The sequence below is a fragment of the Pilosibacter sp. YYHA0881 genome (assembly GCF_051602715.1).
GTDB classification, from domain to species: Bacteria; Bacillota; Clostridia; order Lachnospirales; family Lachnospiraceae; genus Alitiscatomonas; species Alitiscatomonas aceti.
In genome coordinates, this window is sequence record NZ_CP175657.1 from 1,594,317 (window position 1) to 1,615,191 (window position 20,875).

At 53.9% G+C, this 20,875-nt stretch carries 21 protein-coding genes and 1 other annotated feature; of the genes, 2 read left to right on the forward strand and 19 right to left on the reverse strand.

What is annotated here, in order from left to right; translation table 11 throughout:
- Positions 1-85: 85 nt before the first annotated feature.
- Positions 86-1,456 carry an alanine/glycine:cation symporter family protein gene (locus ACI6NM_RS07425; RefSeq protein ID WP_262426773.1) on the reverse strand — a complete coding sequence of 457 codons (1,371 nt, stop codon included), beginning with the start codon at positions 1,454-1,456 and terminating at the stop codon, positions 86-88.
- Positions 1,457-1,601: 145 nt separating this feature from the next.
- On the opposite strand from ACI6NM_RS07425, the gene ACI6NM_RS07430 reads away from it, so the two are divergent.
- Together ACI6NM_RS07430 and ACI6NM_RS07435 are read left to right on the forward strand one after the other, a co-directional pair.
- Positions 1,602-2,582 (forward strand): zinc dependent phospholipase C family protein, encoded by a 981-nt coding sequence (locus ACI6NM_RS07430; RefSeq protein ID WP_215655128.1) that lies wholly within the window; start codon positions 1,602-1,604, stop codon positions 2,580-2,582.
- Between the two features lie 21 nt (positions 2,583-2,603).
- Complete coding sequence (locus ACI6NM_RS07435) at positions 2,604-3,308, forward strand: gamma-glutamyl-gamma-aminobutyrate hydrolase family protein (protein ID WP_262426774.1); 705 nt, start codon at positions 2,604-2,606, stop codon at positions 3,306-3,308.
- Between the two features lie 56 nt (positions 3,309-3,364).
- Here the strand turns inward: ACI6NM_RS07435 and ACI6NM_RS07440 are convergent, their stop codons facing one another.
- From ACI6NM_RS07440 to rpmG, 18 genes are all read right to left on the reverse strand, one after another.
- Complete coding sequence (locus ACI6NM_RS07440) at positions 3,365-4,015, reverse strand: hypothetical protein (protein ID WP_262426775.1); 651 nt, start codon at positions 4,013-4,015, stop codon at positions 3,365-3,367.
- 144 nt (positions 4,016-4,159) lie between these two features.
- Positions 4,160-5,122, reverse strand: coding sequence for a glycosyltransferase family 2 protein (locus tag ACI6NM_RS07445; RefSeq protein WP_158359058.1), 963 nt, complete (start codon positions 5,120-5,122; stop codon positions 4,160-4,162).
- Positions 5,115-5,951 (reverse strand): LicD family protein, encoded by an 837-nt coding sequence (locus ACI6NM_RS07450; protein WP_262426840.1) that lies wholly within the window; start codon positions 5,949-5,951, stop codon positions 5,115-5,117. Before ACI6NM_RS07450 ends, ACI6NM_RS07445 begins: the two co-directional genes overlap by 8 nt.
- 8 nt (positions 5,952-5,959) lie before the next feature.
- Positions 5,960-7,300, reverse strand: coding sequence for a lipopolysaccharide biosynthesis protein RfbH (gene rfbH, locus ACI6NM_RS07455; protein ID WP_262426776.1), 1,341 nt, complete (start codon positions 7,298-7,300; stop codon positions 5,960-5,962).
- A gap of 73 nt (positions 7,301-7,373) precedes the next feature.
- On the reverse strand, positions 7,374-8,453 hold the full coding sequence (rfbG, locus tag ACI6NM_RS07460) for a CDP-glucose 4,6-dehydratase (protein WP_262426777.1): 1,080 nt from the start codon (positions 8,451-8,453) through the stop codon (positions 7,374-7,376).
- Between the two features lie 8 nt (positions 8,454-8,461).
- Entirely contained in the window at positions 8,462-9,235 is a 774-nt protein-coding gene (gene rfbF, locus ACI6NM_RS07465; RefSeq protein WP_022274688.1) for a glucose-1-phosphate cytidylyltransferase, read from the reverse strand.
- Complete coding sequence (locus ACI6NM_RS07470) at positions 9,232-10,722, reverse strand: hypothetical protein (protein ID WP_262426778.1); 1,491 nt, start codon at positions 10,720-10,722, stop codon at positions 9,232-9,234. Before ACI6NM_RS07470 ends, rfbF begins: the two co-directional genes overlap by 4 nt.
- A gap of 68 nt (positions 10,723-10,790) precedes the next feature.
- Positions 10,791-11,972: a hypothetical protein gene (locus ACI6NM_RS07475; protein ID WP_262426779.1), complete on the reverse strand. Its 1,182-nt coding sequence runs from the start codon at positions 11,970-11,972 to the stop codon at positions 10,791-10,793.
- A 96-nt stretch (positions 11,973-12,068) separates the two neighbouring features.
- On the reverse strand, positions 12,069-14,039 hold the full coding sequence (locus ACI6NM_RS07480) for a hypothetical protein (protein WP_262426780.1): 1,971 nt from the start codon (positions 14,037-14,039) through the stop codon (positions 12,069-12,071).
- Between the two features lie 10 nt (positions 14,040-14,049).
- Complete coding sequence (locus ACI6NM_RS07485; protein ID WP_262426781.1) at positions 14,050-16,317, reverse strand: ArnT family glycosyltransferase; 2,268 nt, start codon at positions 16,315-16,317, stop codon at positions 14,050-14,052.
- A 15-nt stretch (positions 16,318-16,332) separates the two neighbouring features.
- On the reverse strand, positions 16,333-16,959 hold the full coding sequence (locus tag ACI6NM_RS07490; RefSeq protein ID WP_262426782.1) for a D-sedoheptulose-7-phosphate isomerase: 627 nt from the start codon (positions 16,957-16,959) through the stop codon (positions 16,333-16,335).
- Between the two features lie 269 nt (positions 16,960-17,228).
- A complete protein-coding gene (gene rplL / locus ACI6NM_RS07495) occupies positions 17,229-17,603 on the reverse strand; it encodes a 50S ribosomal protein L7/L12 (protein WP_022274694.1) in 375 nt (124 codons plus the stop codon).
- 271 nt (positions 17,604-17,874) lie between these two features.
- Entirely contained in the window at positions 17,875-18,375 is a 501-nt protein-coding gene (gene rplJ, locus ACI6NM_RS07500; RefSeq protein ID WP_262426783.1) for a 50S ribosomal protein L10, read from the reverse strand.
- 102 nt (positions 18,376-18,477) lie between these two features.
- Positions 18,478-18,617 (reverse strand) — a sequence feature (ribosomal protein L10 leader region).
- Between the two features lie 46 nt (positions 18,618-18,663).
- Complete coding sequence (rplA, locus tag ACI6NM_RS07505; protein ID WP_022274696.1) at positions 18,664-19,359, reverse strand: 50S ribosomal protein L1; 696 nt, start codon at positions 19,357-19,359, stop codon at positions 18,664-18,666.
- A 101-nt stretch (positions 19,360-19,460) separates the two neighbouring features.
- Positions 19,461-19,886 (reverse strand): 50S ribosomal protein L11, encoded by a 426-nt coding sequence (gene rplK, locus ACI6NM_RS07510; RefSeq protein WP_022274697.1) that lies wholly within the window; start codon positions 19,884-19,886, stop codon positions 19,461-19,463.
- A gap of 76 nt (positions 19,887-19,962) precedes the next feature.
- Positions 19,963-20,478: a transcription termination/antitermination protein NusG gene (gene nusG / locus ACI6NM_RS07515; protein WP_022274698.1), complete on the reverse strand. Its 516-nt coding sequence runs from the start codon at positions 20,476-20,478 to the stop codon at positions 19,963-19,965.
- A gap of 15 nt (positions 20,479-20,493) precedes the next feature.
- Positions 20,494-20,700, reverse strand: a complete 207-nt coding sequence (gene secE, locus ACI6NM_RS07520; protein WP_262426784.1) for a preprotein translocase subunit SecE — start codon at positions 20,698-20,700, stop codon at positions 20,494-20,496.
- Positions 20,701-20,725: 25 nt separating this feature from the next.
- On the reverse strand, positions 20,726-20,875 hold the full coding sequence (gene rpmG / locus ACI6NM_RS07525; RefSeq protein ID WP_008726232.1) for a 50S ribosomal protein L33: 150 nt from the start codon (positions 20,873-20,875) through the stop codon (positions 20,726-20,728).

Consider the following 20,875-nt stretch of genomic DNA (forward strand, 5'->3'; position numbering starts at 1 on the left):
GCTTTTTTCATGTCTTTTTCTTTCTGCTCCGGCCCGCCGGAGCCCTCTTCTCCTGCCGGATCCCTTCCATACCGCCAGACGGCAGTCAGAGCTCCTTCCCGGCCCGCCCCGGAGAGCCCACCTTCCCGGATAACAGCACCAGCGCCGCCAGGTTCGGCACCGCCATACATCCGTTGAGCACATCCGAAACCTCCCAGACCAGCTCCATGGGGCCAAGGCTTCCAAAGAATACGGCGGCCAGATATCCGGCCGTATAGATCCGGACCAGATCTTTTCCGACCGCCTCCCCCAGGTACGAGGCCGCCTGCCGCCCCATATAATACCAGGCGATGATGGTGGCAAAGGCAAACAGGGCCACGCACATGGACACTGTATATCCGCCCAGGTTCCCCAGGCCCCTGGAAAAGCAGATCCCGGTCAGCTCTGCCCCGTTTCCGGAAAAGGCCGGAAGCTCTCCGCCCATGGCGCAGAGGATCACCACCGCCGTCAAGGTGCAGCTCACGACCGTGTCAAAGAACACCTCAAAGATCGCCCACTGGCCCTGGACGCCTGGATCGCCTTCTGCTGCCCCGTTGAGGACCGCCAGGCTTCCCAGCCCCGCCTCATTGGAAAAAACGCCCCGGGCGATCCCGTACTGGACGCTTTTGCTGGCCAGGAGCCCCACCGCGCCTCCGGCGGCACTCCGGAACGAAAACGCATCCTGGAAGATCATCCCAAAGGCAGAGGGAATATTTTCCCGGAACAAAAACAGCACCGCCGCCGAAGCCGCCATATAGATCCCTGCCGACACTGGGACCATCTTTTCCGCGGCTCCCGCTATGGCCCCGGCTCCCCCGGCCATGATCCTTCCACTTAAAAGCACCAGAAGGCCCCCGATGAGGACCGGCGGCATGGAAAAAGAGAACTCAAGGGTCTCGGAAATGGCATTGGCCTGGACCATGCTGCCCATACCAAAGGAGGCCGCCGCGCAGAGCCCGGCGTAAAGGAGCCCGGCCCACCGGCAGCCAAGGCCCCGTTCCATATAGAGCATGGGGCCGGCCACCCAGCCTCCGCTCCGGTCCCTCTTCCGGTAACGGATCCCCAGCACCGTTTCACCATAGGCCGTGGCCATGCCCAGAAAGGCAGATACCCACATCCAGAATATGGCCCCCGGCCCTCCCGATAAAAGGGCCGTGGCCACCCCGGCTATGTTCCCTGTACCGATGGTAGCTGCCAGGGCCGTACACGCCGACTGGAATGGCGACATTCCCCCGACCGCATCCCCGCCCTGCATGTTTTCCTCATTGGTCCCTGTCTTTTCCGGAGTTTTCCACAGGCTCCCGGCCGTATTTTTCCACCACCGGGGGAAACCCCAGAACACAAAACCTCTTAACCGGATCGTATAAAGGATCCCCACAGCCAGGAATAAAACCAGCATCCCCGGCCCCCAGACCATCGTATGGATCCAATGGATCATTCCAACCTCCTGCTGCGACTTTTCTCATTATGTTTTATTCCAATTTACCGTAAGATATGATATACTGAGGGTATGATGCCGGAGGCAGGATTTCCGATGCCCTCCGGAAACCAGTACAGAAACCAATATAAAGGAGCTGGTCGATTTGCCAGGATTTACGACCCATTACCTGTTCGGCGTAAAGGCCTATAACGATCTGCCGAACAATTATTTAAAGCATGTGATCTCCAAATACCGCTGGCTCTACCAGATCGGGCTCCAGGGCCCGGATATCTTCTTTTATAATATCCCGATCCTGCGCCACCGGGACTACCGGAACGTCGGTTCCCATATGCACGAATACCATGTGAACCGTTTCTTCCGGAACTGTCTCAACGAGATCGCCGCCATCAGTTCCAAGCAGCAGCGGGAACAGGCCATTTCCTATATGGCCGGCTTCCTCTGCCACTATGCCGCCGACTCCATCTGCCATCCCTATGTTTACGGACGCATCCAGTATGAGACCGACGGAAAAGGCTCCCGGTTCCATGGTCTTCACGCGGAGCTGGAAAATGATATCGATACGCTGCTTTTACGGAAGTTCAAGCACAAAAAGCCATCTGAATTCAACCAGGCGGCTACCATCTGCTTAAACGGCCAGGAGATCCAGTTCCTGTCCCGGTTCCTCAGCCGCTGTATCAATGAAACCTACTATCCCATCACAGAACGCAATATCTTTCAGGTCACGGAGGGAATGGTCACCCGCTCCGTTTATGCCATCCGCTTCGGCGGCCGCCTTCTTTCTGATCCGGCAGGCCACAAGCGGAATACGATCCAGTTTTTTGAGTCCATGTTTTTAAAGCATCCCATCGCCTCCAAAAAGCTGGTGACCGACGATACGCCCAAAGGCGTCCGGAAGACCCTGAACCTGGACCATGAAGTATGGACCAATCCCTGGAACAAGACCCTGGCCTCTTCCGCCTCCTTCCTGGACCTGTATCGTCAGACCCTTCAGAAATGTAACCTTATGTACTATCAGTTCAACTCCATGCTGACAAGCGAGATCCCGCTCAAGGACCAGAGCTTTGAAATGTTCCTTTCTGAGCTGGGGAACTATTCCTACCACAGCGGGCTCGATGTTGGATAAATCACAAAAAAGGAGGATCTTATGAATCCAGTGATCTTACTTTCCGGCGGCACCAGCGCCGCCGCCAATGGAACGCCGGCCTGGTCCCTGAACCAGAATTATGCAGATAATATCCGCCGTGCAGGCGGCATCCCTCTCTTAGCCGTAAACAATGACTGCGCGGAGGAATATGCCGATCTGGCAGACGGTCTTCTGCTTTCCGGCGGAAAAGACGTGGCCCCCGCCCTTTACGGCGAAGAGCTGAAATACGATTTTGTTATTACGGATCCCTTAAGGGATGATCTGGAATGGAAGCTCATCAAAGCCTTTGTGGACCGGAAAAAGCCCATCTTTGGCATCTGCCGCGGCGTCCAGGTGCTGAACGCCTATTTTGGAGGCACCCTGTACCAGGATATCCCTGATGAGCTGGGCGGCGAGCACGCCAAGGGCGTATGCCATCCGGTGACCTTAAAAAAGGACTCCATCCTGGGCCGTCTCTTCGGGGAATCCCTGGAGATCAACAGCTACCACCACCAGGCCTTAAAGGACCTGGGAAAGGATCTGACGGCTGTGGCCTGGTCCGATGCCAACGGCCATTCCATCGTGGAAGCTGTGGAGCACGTAAGCCTTCCCATCTGGGCTGTCCAGTGGCATCCGGAGCGTATGACCGGTCCGGTCACCAACCCGGAAAACTGTGTGGATTCCCTGCCCATCTTCCAGTACTTTATGGATCAGTGCAGAAAATAAGGGACAAAAAAACGGGAGCAGATCTATCTCTGCTCCCATTCTTCTATTCTTTTTTCTTATTTCGCCTCTTTTGTGGCCTTGGGCTCCTTTACTTCCTTCTTCGGTACGTCCTCTGCCACATCCTCGGGACCATCCTGGCTCTCTGCCTCTGGCATTGCCAGGTCGATCTTTCCGCCTGCCTTGTAGCTCTTATCCACAAGCCACTTTCCGTCCTCTGTGCCCACCTTCACATTCAGTGCGAACTGGTTCCAGAGAGTACCGAAGGAGGAATCAGAGGAATTCTCCAGCTCTGTGCTCTGAACGGCAACGATATCATTGAACTGCTTCACCATCATGGCCGCATACTCTTCTGCCTCTTCCTCAGACGTTCCATTCTTTAATACCCAGCTTAAGTCGATGGTCATGGAAGCCTCATCCGCTGCAAACTCCATCTTCACGGTCTGGGGATACAGATCTGCATCAGCGAACAGGGTGTCTGTCTCATCCTTTACCTGCTCCCACTCATATAAGGATTTGGGCTCTGTCTCATCCTCTACCAAAATATTATCCTCACGGGCCAGCGTCTCGTCCACCTCATCCATGGCGGACTGCTTTGCCGGATCCACCTCGTTTCCTGTCACAGTCTCAGATTCCTCGCTGCTCTTTGTACATGCACTGAGGGCCAGGACTGCCAGGCCCAGTACAGCCATTCTCTTTAATAATTTCATTATGATCTCCTCCTGTCATTTCAGTTCCACCGATCCGCCAAAATCATTGGAAAGCAGGCTTTGGCAGACCTTTTTACATACTCACGTATTATATACGATTCCTCTGGGTTTTTGTAGCCCTTTTTTCAAAATATCATAAATTATTTAGGATTTCGTAACTTTCTCTTCTGATTCCATGTTTTCTGTGCTCTTTACGATGTAGATCGGGCGGTCCTTCAGCTCGGAAAACAGGATCGCAATATACTCCCCAATGATCCCCACGATCACAAACAGCATGGCGAACATAAAGGACATCAGCACCACGATCGTAGCATAGCCGCTGGGTGTTCCATATTTGGCCCAGGTCCAGATGGTATAGGCCATCATCAGAAGGCCGAAGACCGCCACCGCGCAGCCGGAATAGATCCCCAGCTTTAAGGGCATGTCGGAAAAGCACAGGATCGTGTTGATGGAAAACCGGAACAGGCTCCTTAAGCTGTACTTGCTCTCTCCTGCGAACCGTGGTCTGGCCTCGTACTGGATCGTGGTCCTGTTAAATCCCACGCTCTGGACGTAGCCCCTTAAGAAACGCACCTTCTCCCGGTAATTGTTCCGCAGAACGTCGGCCGCGGCTTTGCTGACAGCAAAAAAATCCGAGGCGTTGGGTTCAAACTTCACGTCGGATAAATGGTTGATCAGCTTATAAAAGGCGGCGGAGGTAATATTTTTCACCAGGCCGGCGGTTTTATTCTTCATGCGGACCATGCTGATGACTTCATAGCCCTGGTCAAATTTTTCCACGATCTCCAAAAGGCACTCCGGCGGATGCTGGAGGTCTGCGTCCATGCAGACGATGCCGTCTCCCCGGGCATAGTCGATGCCTGCGATCATGGCAGCCTCATGGCCAAAATTCCTGGAAAACTCCACCACCCTCACCCGGTCATCCCGGCGGGCCAGCTCCCGGAGGATCTCCAGGGACCGGTCGGCGCTGCCATCGTTTACGAACAGAAGCTCGTAATCCCAGGAGGACGGCAGGGCCTTTAATACGGCCCCCGTCTCCTGGTAAAACTCCCGAAGGGCCAGTTCCTCATTATACACGGACACCACAACGGAAAGCAGTTTAACCATAAATCTTTATCTCCATGTCTGAATGCTCCGGCACCTGCTTTTCCTTTGGAGGCAGCTTCATATAATCCCCATATACCTGGGTAAGCTGATGCTCCCAGCCTGTGGGGATAAAGAGCTTCGTATCCTCAAAGGAGATCTCTTCCACCGTATCGTCCCACTCCTTTTTCATCTCCACATAGAAATAATCCGGAGCGTAGTTGGTGTAAAAGTAGAGGCCGGTATTTTTATTCTTATCCTTGGCGCATAGGGCCTTCCAGAGCTTGTAGATCACCGGGAACGGGATCAGCCTTCCCACGGTGGACAGCACGGCCACAAACAGCTTCATGATCCCCTTATAATCGGAAAGCTCGATCTTCCACCGGTGTCCCAGGGCCAGCCCATAGACCACACAGTGCAGAAGCTTGGTGATCTTTTTGGGAATGGCCTTATCCGGAAGCGGATCCAGGATAAAAAGATCCACATTGAGGCGGGTGATCTTGTCGTCATAAAACGCCATCTTCCCGGAATCCTCAAATTTCTGGCTTTTATCATAGGTCACCCGGGAAACAAAATCATAAAAGGCCTTTCCGCCGTGATATTCGTCAGGCTCCACAAAGGACATGCCCTCCGGCAGCTCCCGCCGCGCCACCTTTTTGAACATTTCATAATTGGCCCTGGTAAAGACCACGTCCACATCGTCGTCCCAGGGAATAAAGCCGCCGTGGCGGATGGCCCCCAGGAGCGTCCCCGAGTCCAGGGCATATTTGATCTTATATTTCCGGCAGATCCGGTCAATCTCCTTTAAAAGCTTTAAATTGACCGCATGGACCCCCGAAAGGTCATATTTCATCTCTTCGCTCACTGCTCAAGTCCCTCTTTGATCACTTTTGCCATATAGTCGATCTTTTCGTCGGTCATGCCCGGATATACGCCCACCCAGAAGGTATCTGTCATGATCCGGTCCGTGTTCTTTAATTCTCCCACGATCCGGTAGCCCTTTTTCTCTGCCCGCATCTCATCGAAGCACGGGTGCTTTGTGAGATTTCCGGCAAACAGCATCCGGGTCTGGACGCCATGGTCCTCCACATACTGGACTACCCGGTTCCGGTCCACGCCCTCTTTACATGTGATCAGGAAGCCGAACCAGCTTGGACGGGAATGGTCTGCTGCCTCCGGAAGGATCAGCTTCTCCTCCGTTCCGGCCAGGGCTGCCTTTAACCGGTCGAAATTATGGCGTCTCCGCTCCACAAAGGACGGGAACTTATCCAGCTGGGCGCAGCCGATGGCAGCCTGCATGTCCGTTGCCTTTAAGTTATAGCCGAAGTGGGAATACACATATTTATGGTCGTAGCCCAGAGGCAGCTCGCCGTACTGGCGGTCAAACCGGTGGCCGCAGAGATTGTCCCGGCCGGAGGGGCATACGCAGTCCCTTCCCCAGTCGCGGAAGGAACGGATGATCTTATTGAGCAGGGCATTGTCTGTATAGACAGCGCCTCCCTCTCCCATGGTCATATGATGGGGCGGGTAAAAGCTGGAGGTTCCGATATCTCCCACCGTACCGGTAAATTTCTCCTCACCATCAATGGTATACCTGGTTCCCAGGGCGTCGCAGTTATCCTCCACCAGCCAGAGATCATGTTTTTTACAGAACTCCTTCACTGCCTGGAGATCAAAGGGATTTCCCAGGGTATGGGCTAACATCACAGCCTTTGTCTTTTCAGAAAGAGCCGCCTCCAGCATGGAAACGTCGATGTTGTACTGGGGGATGGTCACGTCCACGAACACCGGCACCGCGCCGTACTGGATCGCCGGGGTCACAGTGGTGGGGAATCCGGCGGCCACGGTGATGATCTCATCGCCGCGCTTTACCCGTCTCTCGCCCAGAAGGGGGGAGGTCAGGGCCATGAAAGCCACCAGGTTTGCAGAGGAGCCGGAGTTTACCAGGGAGCAGTACCGCACATGAAGGTATTCTGCCAGCTTCTTCTCAAACTCATCGGTGTATCTGCCGGAGGTGAGCCAGAACTCCAGGGAGCTGTCCACCAGGTTCACCATCTCCTGCTTATCGTAAACTCTGGACGCATAGGGGATCCGGTCTCCCGGGGAAAACTCCTTTGTCTGGTTATGGAACCGGTCTGCATATTCAGCCACCATGGCCAGGATCTCTTCCCGGGCCTGGGCTTCTGTCTTATTTTCAAACATCTGTTTTTTCCTCCATTTTTTCTGTACAGGCTGTGCGTCCGCCAGTCCGGCGGCTTTTTGGCCCGCTCCGGGATCAAAGCCCCCGGCTCTGGAACATCTCTCCGATCTGGCGGTCCATGATCTCCGTTACCTGGGGATCTGCCGGATCCTTTTCATATTCCCGGCACCACTCCACGGTCAGGCGGATGGCGTCCTTTACTCCCCAGCGCGGTGTCCATCCAAAGACGCGCTTTACCCTGGAGCAGTCCAGCTTTAAGAAATTCGCCTCGTGGGGACCTCCGTCACTCTGGCTGGTCCAGGAAAGGCCGTCTCCCCAGGCCTCGCAGAACAGGTCCACCAGCTGGCCGGTGGTCACACAGTCCTTATCGTCGGGACCCACGTTATAATAGCCCGCATACTTCCCGTCCTCATACTGGGCCTTTGCCACGGCCATATAAACGGCCAGGGGCTCCAGCACATGCTGGAAGGGCCTGGTGGAATGGGGATTGCGGACGATGATATCCGTCTTTTTCATGGCCGCCCGGACACAGTCCGGTATGATCCTGTCATTGGCAAAATCTCCGCCGCCGATGACATTTCCCGCCCGGCAGGTGGAGATGGCACAGCGTCCGTCCTCAAAAAAGGACTTTTTATAGCTGTGGGTCACCAGTTCTGAACAGGACTTACTGTTGGAATAGGGATCGTAGCCGTCCAGCCGGTCGTTCTCCCGGTAGCCGTATTCCCACTCCATATTTTCATAGACCTTATCTGTGGTCACGTTTAAAAACGACCGTACACACGGAAACAGCCGCACGCACTCCAGGATATTTACAGTGCCCATGACATTGGTCTCATAGGTGTAGACCGGATCCTTATAGGAATCCCGGACAATGGGCTGGGCTGCCAGATGCAGGACCAGCTCCGGCTGCGCCTTTTCAAAGGTCCTTTTTAAATGGTCCAGATCCCGGATATCTCCAATGACTGAATCCATCCTTCCCTCCAGGCCAGCCATGGAAAACAGGTCCGGAACTGTGGGCGGCTCCAGGGAATAGCCGGTGACCTCTGCCCCGGCTTTTATGAGGATCCGGCAGAGCCACGCGCCCTTAAAGCCCGTATGGCCTGTGACCAGAACCTTTTTTCCTTTATAAAACTCAAATACTTCTCTTAAATCCATATGATCTCCTATTCCCAGATCTTCCAGGGAGCCTTTCCGGACTGCCACATCTCTTCCAGCTGCTGCTTCTCTCTCTGGGTATCCATGCACTTCCAGAAGCCCTCATGGCGGTACGCCATCAGCTCTCCGTCGGAGGCCAGATTTCTCAGGGGCGCCTGCTCAAATACCGTGTCGTCTCCCTCGATGTAATCGAACACGCTGGGATTCATTACCATGTAGCCTCCATTGATAAGGCTGCCGTCGTCGTCGTTTTTCTCGCGGAAGGCATGGATAGCGCCGGCCTCGTCCATATCCAGGACGCCGAATCTCTGTCCGATGTTCACAGCGGTGATGGTGGCCGTCTTTCCGTGGGACCGGTGGAACTCCTCCAGAGCCTTTAAGTCGATATTGGAAAGACCGTCGCCGTAGGTCAGCATAAACGGCTCGTCTCCCACATAGGGACGGATCCGTTTCACGCGGCCGCCGGTCATGGTGTTGAGACCCGTATCGATCAGCGTCACCTTCCAGGGCTCTGAATAGTTATTATGGACCTTCATGCTGTTGTTGGCCAGGTCAAAGGTCACGTCGGAGGTGTGAAGGAAGTAATCCGCAAAGAACTCCTTGACCACATACTGCTTATAGCCCAGACAGATGATAAACTCATTATATCCGAACTGGGAGTAATATTTCATGATGTGCCAGAGGATCGGTTTTTCCCCGATCTCGATCATTGGCTTTGGTTTTAAGTGGCTCTCCTCACTGATCCTTGTTCCAAATCCGCCTGCCAGAATTACTACTTTCATTTTTTCCCTCCAGATTCCATGGTATTTCCGCCTGCTTCTCCAAAGACGTTCCATCCGTTTTCTTTTAAGATGGAAAGCGCCTCCCGGATCCCCGGCTTATGGTATTCGAGGGCCGTCTCCAGCGCCTCGTCCGTTTCATTTTCAAAGTTTAAGACCACAGGCTTTACATCGTTTATATTGTGCTGCTTCCTGTGCTTTGCAAAGGAAAGCTCCTCTGCTGTGGTCATGAGGTTTCCCCCAAGGAACAGGGCCGCCGCCATGAGAGCTGCCGCCCGCACCCACGGGGCCATGGGCCTCTCCGGCCGGTTCTGGGTCCTCCGGCCCTTCCCATGTTCATAGGGCGTCTGCCCGTCCTCCTCCCGGTCTCCAGAAGTCCTTCCGGCCCTCTGCTGCTGGAATACCAGGGCGAAGGTCAGAAAGATCCCCAGGATGCCGATCTGATACTGGAGCGCATACCGGGAGCTCATGCCGTAGGCGTCCCGGGGCATAAAGATCCAGCGGCTCACCAGCACCATTAGATGGTTCATTCCGCCTCCCGCCAGTAGCATCAGCGGAAACAGCGTCCTTTTTTCGATCCCATAGTAAAAATTCATCCACAGCGCCAGAAAATAAGCGGCCGCCACCAAAGCTCCTGCCAGGCACCATACGATCCCGGGAACCTCCGCCATATGCCGGTTGATCAGCTCCACGCCGAAGATCATGGAGGCAAAGGACTTTAAGAGGAATTTCAGGAAGAATCCGGGATCCTCCCGGAGCGCCTCCACCATGGAGCCCTCCACCGCCCCGGAATATTCATACACCGCCATGGAATTGCTCCACAGATATAAAACAAGCGGCAGCACCGCTGTGGCCAGAAGAAGGGCGGTCCGCTTCCAGCCCGTCTGCCTTCTGACGAATACAAACAGATACGCCAGCACCAGGGTCATGATGTAGATGGCGCAGTACGGCCCAGCAACGCCGATGGTCACCAGAGCCGGGAGGACCAGGAGCCTGGCCATATCTCCCTTTTTTTCTCCTCCGCTTCCATAGACCCGTTCCAGGACGTAATAATTATAGAAGAAACATCCAAAGGCCAGGAAATGGGCCCAGCCTGTCCCATTATAAAGCATTTCCCATTTATTCAGGCTGAACATGAAGACCATCATGGCCGTAAACCATCCGGCTCTGATCCTCATTTTTCTGCTGTAAGCCCCCAGGATAAGGGCAGACAGGCCAAAGCCCAGGACGCCCAGGACCCGGTCGAAGGTCACACTGTATCCAAAGAGCTCCACATTGACCGCCCGCTCCAGGAAATTCACCGGGATCCTGGTGAGAAGATCCGGAACGAAAAACTTTTCCGGGTCCCACACGTCCGGCAGATAGGAGAGGGTGAGGCGGATATAATCGGAATAGACCAGATCGATGGCCGCCTGGTGCAGATAAAAAAGGTAAAACAGGACGCCCAGAACCGGCAGCCCCACGTACATATATTTTCTGTATGCTTTCATTTGGTCCTCCGGGGGAAGCGGCTCTTCCCGCCATTTTTAGCCAGTATAGCAGATTTTCTCCGGTTTTTCTACCCCTTTGCCGCCACAGCGGCCACAGTTCCCTGGGTACCTCCGGCTGACGGAGACGCTCCCGCCGGTTTCCGCCTGCGGCGGCGGCGGTGATTTCCAGACTTTTTTGCCGGTTCCTTCTGTCCCTCGGGGGCGGGAAGCTCCTTCTTCTCTTCCGGAGCCGCCGCTTCTGGCTTTTTTGCCTCTGGAAGTCCCAAAGTCTTGGACGTCTCCGGAGTCTTTGGTTTTTTTCTTCTCCGTCTGGACGGCTTTTTCGCCGTCTTGTCTGGTTCCTGGAACTCCTGGGGGGATTTTGCTGCCGCCTGCCTGTCTTTTTTCCCGTTCCCGGACTTTTTATCATTTTCTAGTCTTTTTTCATTTCCAGGCTTTTTTCCATTTTCTGGTTTTTTCTCATTTCCAGGTTTTTTCCCGTTTTCTGGTCTTTTCTCATTTCCAGGCTTTTTTTCATTTCCGGACTTTTTCTCGTTCCCAGGCTTTTTTTCATTTCCAGACTTTTTCTCGTTCCCAGGCTTTTCCCCTGTCCCGGCCTTTTTTCCGTTCCGGTCCCGGCCCTCTTTTCCATTTTTTTTCTGGGCCTTTCTCCCGCCTTCCGCCTCCGGCACCCTGGGGCCCCGCTCCGTTCCGCGGCTCCTGGCTCCGCCTTTCCGCTTTCCGCCCACCGGATGCTTTTCCGACACCAGCTTTAAAATATCTTCCAGGTAATTATACTGGTTCCAGGCGTCCTCCTTGGAAATAAAGTTTTCATGGACCGCCTTGTTTCCGATGAGGCGTACCTGGTTCATTTCCCATTTGGCCACCCGGTCCAGGTATCCGTTCTCCTCCATCCACCAGCCAAACTGCTGATGGGTCATGACCCGGTTCCTTCCCGCCCGGCCTCTGCACCCGTGGTTCCGTTCCTGGACGCTTCTGGCGTTGGCCTGGGCCGCCGCCGTATTATCCAGCCGGATCCCGTTGTTGGCGGCCACCACCTTAAAAAGCAGCTCCAGGTTCTGACGGCCCTTGACCATGGCCGCATTGTATTCGCCCCGGCGCAGCCACTGCTTCTCCTTTTTCAGCTCCCGCTTTACCGGAGACAGATAGGCCGTCCTTTTTATAAAGATCCATGCCATGATCAGCAGCACGGAAAACATCATCCCGGCTGCAAACATGATCCATAGGACCATACTTTGTTGTCCTTCCATCTAGTTTCTCCTTGTCATTTCACTTTCGCTCCAGGACCGCGCCGTATCCGTCCAGTCCTGGAGCCCTCTGTCAATATTTCTGTTCTTCTGTATCCCCTATTTTTCTTCCATGGAAACGATCATGGAAAGGCGGTCCTCTCCTCTTCTCTCCTTGGCGTCCTTCACGTAAAAATTACAGGAAAACTCCAGGGAAATGGTCTGATGGGGAGCCGCCGGGATCTCATATTCCATATTATTATCCGTGAACACCAGATCCGGCATCTGCTTTCCATTGAGGCGGATCCTGCATACCTGGTCTCCCGTAATTTTACCGGGATAATAGCAGCGGAGCACCAGACCGTCATGGTCTCCGTTTTCAAACACGATCCGGGCCTTCTCATCGATCCAGCCGTCGTCATAGCTTCCATAGGCCAGGTTGAACCGCCTGGTCTTTACGAACTCCGTCACATCCTGGAACCCGTTGGCCTCCGGATCCTCGCCCAGGATGACCATATCGTCCGTGATCTCCGGAAGATCAAAGTCACTGTCTATGAACCGGAGCTCTGTGTTCTTTCCCTTTCCATCCCTGTCATATACCTTTAAAAAGGTCTCTGCCGTGAACTCACTGATCTCATAGGTATCCCGGATGATATAGACCTGCTTATCAAAAATATCGTCTCCATATTTTTCCACCGTTTCCTCGGCCAGGGAATTGTACTTCATCTGATCCGGCCACAGATACAGGTTGGACCAGTGCTCCCGGTAATACGTCTCCGCCGGGAATATGAGAGCCGCATAAAGGATGGCCAGAAATCCGGCCGGGCCCATAAGGGAGGTCATATAAGCCAGCACCAGCAGGGCCGCCGCATAGACCACGTATACCCAGCGCATTTCCACCCGGATGGTCACGCTGGAGGAACCGATGCAGAGGGCGATGAAGGCCAGAAACAGCACCAGGTTCCTTCCGTGGGCCAGGACCCTTCCCCGGTCCCGGATCATACCGATAAGGAAAATAAGGACCGCCAGTCCCAGGACCGCGTTGGAGGCCAGGATCAGAAAGCGGATATCCGACGGCGCCTTGGCAAAGGGCTCGATACAGAGATAGTCCGGCCCGGAGTTTCTTCCGAACACAAAGGCCACCTGCTCCCAGGCATGGACAATGGCATCTGAGATCTTAAAGGTATCGGCCACATCGGTACCCCCGGTCCCTGCCGGAGACAGGGTCCCGATGGTAAAAAGGCGGATCACCTGGATGAGGACCGCCGTGGCCGCCGTCACAGCCAGCAGAAGCCAGCCGGACACGCCGGAAGAGGACGCGCCTGGCTTCCGGCCCGTCCCGGGACCTCCGGAACGGCCTGTCCTGGGGGCTCCGGAGCGGCTGGCCCTGGAGCGGCTCCGTCCGGCATCTCTGCGGACCTCTTCCTCCTCCGGGGATCCGGCGCTCCATTCCCGGCTTCTTTTTTCCCTGATCCCTGCCCATCTTCCAAACACCAGACCCAAAAGCAGCACCGGCAGGAGCACCATATACCGCTCATGGATGAAGCTGGCCAGGAAATACAGGCCGTTGGCCCAGAAATAGGCGCTGGCCCTCTTTTCGTTGACGTACACATACACGCCGTACAGAAGCCCCACAGCCGCCCACAGGCCCAGGCTCTCCATCAGGCCGTAAAACTGGCCGATCTGGTAATAGCTCATCCTGGAAAGCAGATAAGCCGCCGCCAGGGCCAGGCTTACGAGCTTCCTCCCGCCGCTGACCTTCACAAAGATCCTGTACAGGGACCAGGCGATGATACTGTTTAAAACGATGTTGAAGGGCACCATCCATGTCACATGGTTCCCCAGGAAAAACAGCTCCAGCCACGCCGCCAGGTAAAAGACGAACCGGAACCGGGTGCCTCCCATGGGAAATACAAACTCCCGGAAGGATTGTTCCCCATAACAGGACCACAGATACAGGTCGTCCATGTAAAGCCCCTTCAGCTCCACCCCCCTGTTTATAAAGAAGCCAAAGCCCAGGAGCAGGGCAAAGACCAGCAGGTCATCCTTTCTTTTTTCAAACTCGTCCGCGATCCTATGAAGTACTTCCATGTCATTCCCCTTACTGCTGTTCTCCCGGCCAGTATTTTGTCACAAAATCCGCCAGTTCTTCTTCTGCCTTTTCCACGGCCGGGTCCGCCGTAAAGCGTCCCAGTCCGTTGCCGTTCTCATAAAACACATCGGTCACGTAGCCGCTCTGGATCATGGCCGTGACATTCCTCCAGCCCTCGGTCCCAGGCCGCAAGAACCCGCTTCCCAGGTACACATAATCGGTGCCCGCATGGTCCATGAAGCTCACCATGGCCTCGGGGCTGGCAGAAATATAAAAGTTTCCGCCGCTTCCCTCCACATCCGTATAGCTCTGGGTATTACATGGGAACATCAGCATTTCCGGCTGCTGCCCGAATACCAGCACCCTGGTTTCCGGATCCGCCTCCAGGATCTCCCAGATCTTTTCATTGCCCTTTAAGGCCATGTTCTCCTTTTCCTGCTGCCAGTGGTCAAAATAGCCCTTGTGGACCAGCTTCACCGGGGACAGACCCAGAGCCCCCTTCCAGTTGGAGACCCCTGTCACCGTCACATTAAAGAGCACCGCCGGGATCAGAAGCTTTACCACAGAGCGGGCCAGGAAGCGGCTCTCCAGCTTCCCGATGGCAACCGCCGCCAGGATCCCGAAAAGGGCATATAAAAGGATAAAGTAGTTGCCGTCCACCTGCCATAAAAGGTACAGGGCCGCCAGGCTGGCCGCTCCGCATGCCAGAAACATCCAGACCAGGCAGCAAAAGGGCTTTTCCTCCGTTTTCCGGAACCGGCGCGTCCTGGCCAGAAGCACGACAAGGAACAGGACCAGAAAGATCAGAAGGATCGGAGTCCCCCAGGCGATCCAGACATGGGCCATATCCTCTCCCACAGGAGCCAGCAGAACGCCGTAGAGACGCTTTAAAAAATGCTTCACTCCGCTTATGGAGAACAGGGAGCCGCCATTGGACGGCAGATCGTCAAACCGGAACGGATAGCGGACCACGAAGCCCAGCTTATTCCAGATGGAGTAGAACACCGACGTCACAGGAAGCCCCGTGAGAAGCCAGGTCCTCAGCCACACCAGCGCCCACATGGAGAGCATAGGGATCCATCCCAGGAAAAACGGCTCCCTCCACTGGATCCGCAGACGCTTCATGAAGACCATGCAGAGGAACGCCGTTCCCCCCACGATGGTAGAGAATACCAGGGCCGTGGGCTTTAAGACCATGGTCATGAAAAATGCGTTTCCCGCCAGTACCAGCCAATACGTCTTCTGCCGCTTGATATAAAGGAGCAGGAAATAGATCATGATCAGCTGGAACAGGGCCGTGGCCGAATCGGTTTTCGCCGTGACCGACATATTCATGATCCCGGGCACCGACGCCAGCAGCGCCAGACACAAAAGGCCATGACGGCGGTTTACAAAAAGACCTGCGATCTTTCCGGCCGTCAGGAGAAGGCCCACGGTCATCCAGAGCTGCGCGCTGAGGAAAAAGCTGTACGAGGGAAGGCCCGAAATGGGAAGCAGCAGGATCTCCAGGCCCTTGGAGTACGTATAGACCACGTTGACGCTTCCCAGATCCTCGTAGATCCCGCCGCCGTCGTTTAAAATATACTCGGACCGGAGTCCATAGTGGAGGGAATCATAATCGGCGCAGATGTTCATGCGCCCCGCCTGCAGGAGCACCATGGCAAAGAAAAAAGCCAGGCACAGGGAAACTCCCACGGTCATGGGCTTCCGTTCCATCCAGAAGCCGCCGTAACCGGCCCTGGCTCTGGCCCTGGCCTCCGATCCGGAAACTGCCGGAAAAAACGACAGGGCCAGCAGGACCAGGACCGCCAGCCTGGTGTTTCCAATGCTTCCGATCCCCGTCAGGGACATGAGGCAGAACACTGTGATCAGAAGGCCGCAGCCCAGGGTAAGATCTGCCATGCACGTGACCCCATGGTATTCCGGAAGGCGTCTGTGCCGGTCCAGGAGACGCCTCAGCGCGCTGCCGCACCGGATCACAGCCGCCAGGTAGGCCCCGGATACCAGCACCGGGAGAAATACCTGGTGGATCCATAAAAATCCCATGGTCATAAACGACAGCAAAAGGAAGCGCAGCCACTTGGTCTGTGCCAGACGTATGATAAAAAAGGATATGCCAAACAGGGCTGCCGTCTCAAAAAACAGCCAGAGTGTCTGATCTGCCTTTAAGCGGACGCCTTCCATTCCTGTTATATATACCTGTCCAACTCCGACCAGTACCGAGGCCATTACGGTTATGGCCAGGACGATCAGTAAAATCCATTCCTGTCTCTTCATGCCGCCCCCGGTCCCCTACTGCTCATAAAACCGGTGTTCCAGCATCAGGCACAGCGCATGGTACACCGGGAGATGAAGCTCCTGGATCTTATACGTTTCCATTTCCGGGACAATGACGGCTGCGTCGGCGATCCCTGCCAGCTTCCCGCCGTCCTTTCCTGTAAGTCCCACGACCTTCATTCCCTTTGCTTTTGCCGTCACTGCTGCATACATCACGTTCTCCGCATTTCCCGAGGTACTGATCCCTAAAAATACGTCCCCGGGCTTTCCGTAACCGTTGACCTGCTGGGCGTAGGAAAGCATCCCGTCCACATCGTTGGCAAAGGCCGTGGAAAGAGCGGCATGGTCCACAAGGGCAATGGCCGGAAGGCCGCCCTGGAGCTTTTCAGAGAGCTCCTTCCCACGCACAGGGTCCGCTTTCTCAAGCGCCTCTTTCATCTCTTCCGTCACTGGGCGGCGCTTCACAAAGCCCTTCATCAGCTCGCCCACGATGTGCTCCGCGTCAGCCGCGCTTCCGCCGTTTCCTGCGATCAGAAGCTTCCCGCCGTTTTCATAGCAGCGCTCCAGGATCCCGTAAACGACATCAATGTCCTCCCGGACACGTTCCAGTATGGGATATCTCTTTATCAATTCATCCAGCATGTGGTCAATCTCCTTTGTTTTCCGGCCTGCGGCCGTTGTTGTACTCTGTCTTTGCCGCGGCTTTTCTTTCTGTACGGCTGCGCGCGGAAAATCCTTAAGAATCCAGTTCCATTCTATCACAGATGCATCCGTCTTTCCACATGGTTTTATGGTTTCTTCCAGTTTTGCAGTGTGGTTTCCGGAAGGATCCGCGGACCAAGCAGCCCCTTCCATGAAAAAAGCCGCAGATGGTCACCCACCTGCGGCTTCTTTTATCATCATTTCTTAAATTACTTAAGAGTGATCTTTGCACCCTCAGCCTCAAGTTTTGTCTTGATGTCCTCAGCCTCTTCCTTGGAAGCGCCCTGCTTAAGAACCTTCGGAGCGCCGTCTACAACGTCCTTAGCTTCCTTTAAGCCCAGACCAGTTACTTCACGAACAACCTTGATAACTTTAACCTTGTTCGGGCCTACCTCTGTAAGCTCAACGTCGAACTCAGTCTTCTCTTCCTCAGCTGCTGCGCCAGCGCCTGCTGCTGCTACAACAACGCCTGCTGCTGCGGATACACCGAACTCTTCCTCACATGCTTTTACTAACTCGTTTAACTCTAATACGGATAATTCCTTGATAGCTTCGATAAATTCAGCTGTTGTTAACTTTGCCATTATGATTTACCTCCATTAATTATTTATTTTCACGTTTTGTTTCCAAAAACCTTGCAGCGTTATGCTGCGTCGGGAACGGATCTTACAGTGTCCGCGCCCACGGGATGTTCCCTCCTCTTGTCGGGAACGGCTTTCGCTGCACCCGCGCCTATGGGAAGGTTCCCTCCACTAAATTTGCGCTCGCTGCGCTCCCGCTCATTAAGGGTCGGGAACGGCCTCGCGCTAAGCTCGCGCTTCGCGTTCCGCTCGCGCTCACTAAGCTGCTTTCGGCCTATGCCTCTGCAGAACCGCCGTTCTTCTCTGCGATCTGGTTGATAACGCGTGCGAAGTTTGCGATCGGGGACTGCATGCTGCCAAGAAGTCTTCCAAGAAGAACCTCTCTGGACGGGATGGAAGCGATCACATTGATCGCCTTTGCATCGTAGTAAGTTCCCTCTACGACACCGCCTTTTAATTCAAGCTTGTCAGCTGTCTTAGCGAAGTTTGCTAAGATTCTGGCCGGAGCTGTTGCGTCTGTCTTGGATACAGCCAGGGCTGTCGGTCCTTCAAGATTCGGCTCAAGAGCTTCAAAAGCGGTTCCCTTTGCTGCGAAGCGGATCATGGTGTTCTTATATACCTTATAAGTAACGCCTGCTTCTCTTAACTGTTTACGAAGAGCGGTATCCTGCTCAACAGTTAATCCACGGTAGTCAACAACTACTGCGGAAGCTGCTCCGTCAAAAAGCTCAGCGATCTCAGTTACAACCGGCTGCTTTAATTCAACTTTTGCCATGAATGGTTTACCTCCTGTTTTATTTTTCGCAGCTGCTCTCCCGGCGGGTCACGCCTGGATGCGGCTGCCAGCATTGTAAAGCCGTCACAGCATCAGATTCCTGTATATACAAGGAAACCTCCCTGCCGCTGAGACAGAGAGGTTTACAAAATTCTGCATGTGAGTTTTGTACATTCCTCGGCAGGTGTTTTCATCTTACGCCTTACGGCACCTGCTGTCTTCGGCATTCAATACTCGAATACTCTAACATATTATATCTGGATTGTCAATCACTTTTTCAGGCAGTTATTAGTTCACCAGCTTGGCAACGTTTAACTTTACGCCCGGGCCCATTGTGGAAGTAAGAGTAACGCTCTTTAAGTAAGCGCCCTTTACTGTGCTCGGTTTTGCCTTCATGATCGCATCCATAAGCGTCTGGAAGTTGTCCGCTAACTGTTCTTCTGTGAAAGAAGCCTTACCTACTGGCACGTGGATAATGTTTGTCTTATCGAGTCTGTACTCAATCTTACCAGCTTTGATCTCGTTGATGGCCTTTGTAACGTCCATGGTTACAGTTCCGGCCTTGGGGTTCGGCATTAAGCCCTTGGGTCCAAGTACACGGCCAAGACGTCCAACAACGCCCATCATATCCGGTGTAGCGACAACAACGTCGAAATCTAACCAGCCCTCGTTCTGGATCTTCGGGATCAGCTCCTCAGCACCAACGAAGTCAGCGCCTGCTGCTAATGCCTCGTCAGCCTTGGGTCCCTTTGCGAATACAAGGATACGTACAGTCTTACCAGTTCCGTGCGGCAGAACAACAGCGCCGCGGATCTGCTGGTCAGCATGACGGCCGTCACAGCCAGTTCTTAAGTGAGCCTCGATAGTTTCATCGAATTTTGCAACAGCAGCCTTCTTTACAAGTGCGATAGCGTCTGCTGTATCATAAAGAGTAGCGCGGTCGATAGCTTTTGCCGCTTCTACGTATCTTTTTCCTCTTTTCATTCTAAATAACCTCCTGTGGTATTGTCGGGAGTTCTCCCTCCCACGTATTTGTCACTGTATGGGGATATGCCCCTCAGCGAAAACAGCCTGCTGCTTCCGGATTAATCCTCTACAACGATACCCATGGAACGGGCAGTACCGGCGATCATGCTGGTAGCAGCCTCAATGCTTGCAGCGTTGAGATCCGGCATCTTTAATTCAGCGATCTTCTGAACCTCAGCTCTGGACAGGGTAGCAACCTTTGTCTTGTTGGGAGCTGCAGAACCGGATTTGATCTTTGCGGCCTTCTTTAATAATACAGCAGCCGGCGGAGTCTTTGTGATGAAGCTGAAGCTTCTGTCCGCGTAAACGGTGATAACAACCGGGATGACCATGTCGCCCTGGTCAGCAGTTCTGGCGTTGAACTCCTTTGTGAACTGTACGATATTAACGCCGTGCTGTCCGAGTGCCGGACCAACTGGCGGAGCCGGTGTAGCCTTTCCTGCCGGGATCTGTAATTTGATATATCCTGTTACTTTCTTTGCCATAATTAGGCACCTCCTAAATCATGTGGTAATGTCGGGATTTCCCTCCCACTCGTACATCTGCGCAAACGGGCGCAGCCTACATTTTCTTCACTTCAGAAAAATTCAGTTCTACCGGTGTTTCACGGCCGAACATTTCGACGTTGATCGTTAAGGACTGTCTGGATTCGTTGACGGTCTTAACGACGCCCACGGTATCCTTCCATGCGCCGGACATCACCACGATGGTGTCTCCGACCTCAAAATCAACGACGACTCCGGTTGTCTTAAATCCGAGGTTTCTCATTTCATCCTCGCTGAGCGGCACCGGCTTGGATCCCGGTCCTACGAAACCGGTCACGCCTCTGGTGTTTCTGACCACGTACCATGTATCATCATTCATGATCATATGGATCAGCACGTAGCCCGGGAACATCTTGCGTTCCACCTGCTTCTGAGCGCCGTTCTTCAGTTCGATAACCTCTTCCAACGGGACGGAAACCTCTAAGATCTGGTCCTGAAGTCCTCTGTTTTCAATTGTCTTTTCAATGTCAACTTTTACCTTATTCTCATATCCGGAATAAGTGTGTACAACATACCATTGTGCTTCTGACATATCTTCACCTCATCCTTAACCAATAACGATATTGAGACCAAACTTAATGATCAGATCAAGGAGTGCGATCGCAATTCCCAAAACAAGTGTTGTTGCTACTACCACAACAGACTGTTTTGTCAGAGTTTCTTTATCCGGCCAGATGATCTTGCTGAATTCAGCTTTTAAGCCTTTGATAAAGTCCTTTTTGGGGGCTTTCTCATTACTTGCTGTTTCTCCCATAATTCACGTCCTTCTGAAAACCGGATTACTTAGTTTCTTTGTGCATTGTGTGTCTCTTGCAGAATCTGCAGTACTTCTTGGTCTCCATGCGGTCCGGATGAGTTTTCTTATCCTTCGTCATGTTGTAATTGCGCTGCTTGCATTCTGTACATGCCAGTGTAATCTTTGTGCGCAC

What these genes read in the sequence shown, in the direction of transcription:
- ACI6NM_RS07425 (WP_262426773.1), bottom strand. Translation starts at nt 1,456, where the DNA reads ATGATCCATTGGATCCATACGATGGTCTGGGGGCCGGGGATGCTGGTT.
- ACI6NM_RS07435 (WP_262426774.1), top strand. Translation starts at nt 2,604, where the DNA reads ATGAATCCAGTGATCTTACTTTCCGGCGGCACCAGCGCCGCCGCCAAT.
- ACI6NM_RS07440 (WP_262426775.1), bottom strand. Translation starts at nt 4,015, where the DNA reads ATGAAATTATTAAAGAGAATGGCTGTACTGGGCCTGGCAGTCCTGGCC.
- ACI6NM_RS07445 (WP_158359058.1), bottom strand. Translation starts at nt 5,122, where the DNA reads ATGGTTAAACTGCTTTCCGTTGTGGTGTCCGTGTATAATGAGGAACTG.
- ACI6NM_RS07450 (WP_262426840.1), bottom strand. Translation starts at nt 5,951, where the DNA reads ATGAAATATGACCTTTCGGGGGTCCATGCGGTCAATTTAAAGCTTTTA.
- rfbH (WP_262426776.1), bottom strand. Translation starts at nt 7,300, where the DNA reads ATGTTTGAAAATAAGACAGAAGCCCAGGCCCGGGAAGAGATCCTGGCC.
- rfbG (WP_262426777.1), bottom strand. Translation starts at nt 8,453, where the DNA reads ATGGATTTAAGAGAAGTATTTGAGTTTTATAAAGGAAAAAAGGTTCTG.
- rfbF (WP_022274688.1), bottom strand. Translation starts at nt 9,235, where the DNA reads ATGAAAGTAGTAATTCTGGCAGGCGGATTTGGAACAAGGATCAGTGAG.
- ACI6NM_RS07470 (WP_262426778.1), bottom strand. Translation starts at nt 10,722, where the DNA reads ATGAAAGCATACAGAAAATATATGTACGTGGGGCTGCCGGTTCTGGGC.
- ACI6NM_RS07475 (WP_262426779.1), bottom strand. Translation starts at nt 11,972, where the DNA reads ATGGAAGGACAACAAAGTATGGTCCTATGGATCATGTTTGCAGCCGGG.
- ACI6NM_RS07480 (WP_262426780.1), bottom strand. Translation starts at nt 14,039, where the DNA reads ATGGAAGTACTTCATAGGATCGCGGACGAGTTTGAAAAAAGAAAGGAT.
- ACI6NM_RS07485 (WP_262426781.1), bottom strand. Translation starts at nt 16,317, where the DNA reads ATGAAGAGACAGGAATGGATTTTACTGATCGTCCTGGCCATAACCGTA.
- ACI6NM_RS07490 (WP_262426782.1), bottom strand. Translation starts at nt 16,959, where the DNA reads ATGCTGGATGAATTGATAAAGAGATATCCCATACTGGAACGTGTCCGG.
- rplL (WP_022274694.1), bottom strand. Translation starts at nt 17,603, where the DNA reads ATGGCAAAGTTAACAACAGCTGAATTTATCGAAGCTATCAAGGAATTA.
- rplJ (WP_262426783.1), bottom strand. Translation starts at nt 18,375, where the DNA reads ATGGCAAAAGTTGAATTAAAGCAGCCGGTTGTAACTGAGATCGCTGAG.
- rplA (WP_022274696.1), bottom strand. Translation starts at nt 19,359, where the DNA reads ATGAAAAGAGGAAAAAGATACGTAGAAGCGGCAAAAGCTATCGACCGC.
- rplK (WP_022274697.1), bottom strand. Translation starts at nt 19,886, where the DNA reads ATGGCAAAGAAAGTAACAGGATATATCAAATTACAGATCCCGGCAGGA.
- nusG (WP_022274698.1), bottom strand. Translation starts at nt 20,478, where the DNA reads ATGTCAGAAGCACAATGGTATGTTGTACACACTTATTCCGGATATGAG.
- secE (WP_262426784.1), bottom strand. Translation starts at nt 20,700, where the DNA reads ATGGGAGAAACAGCAAGTAATGAGAAAGCCCCCAAAAAGGACTTTATC.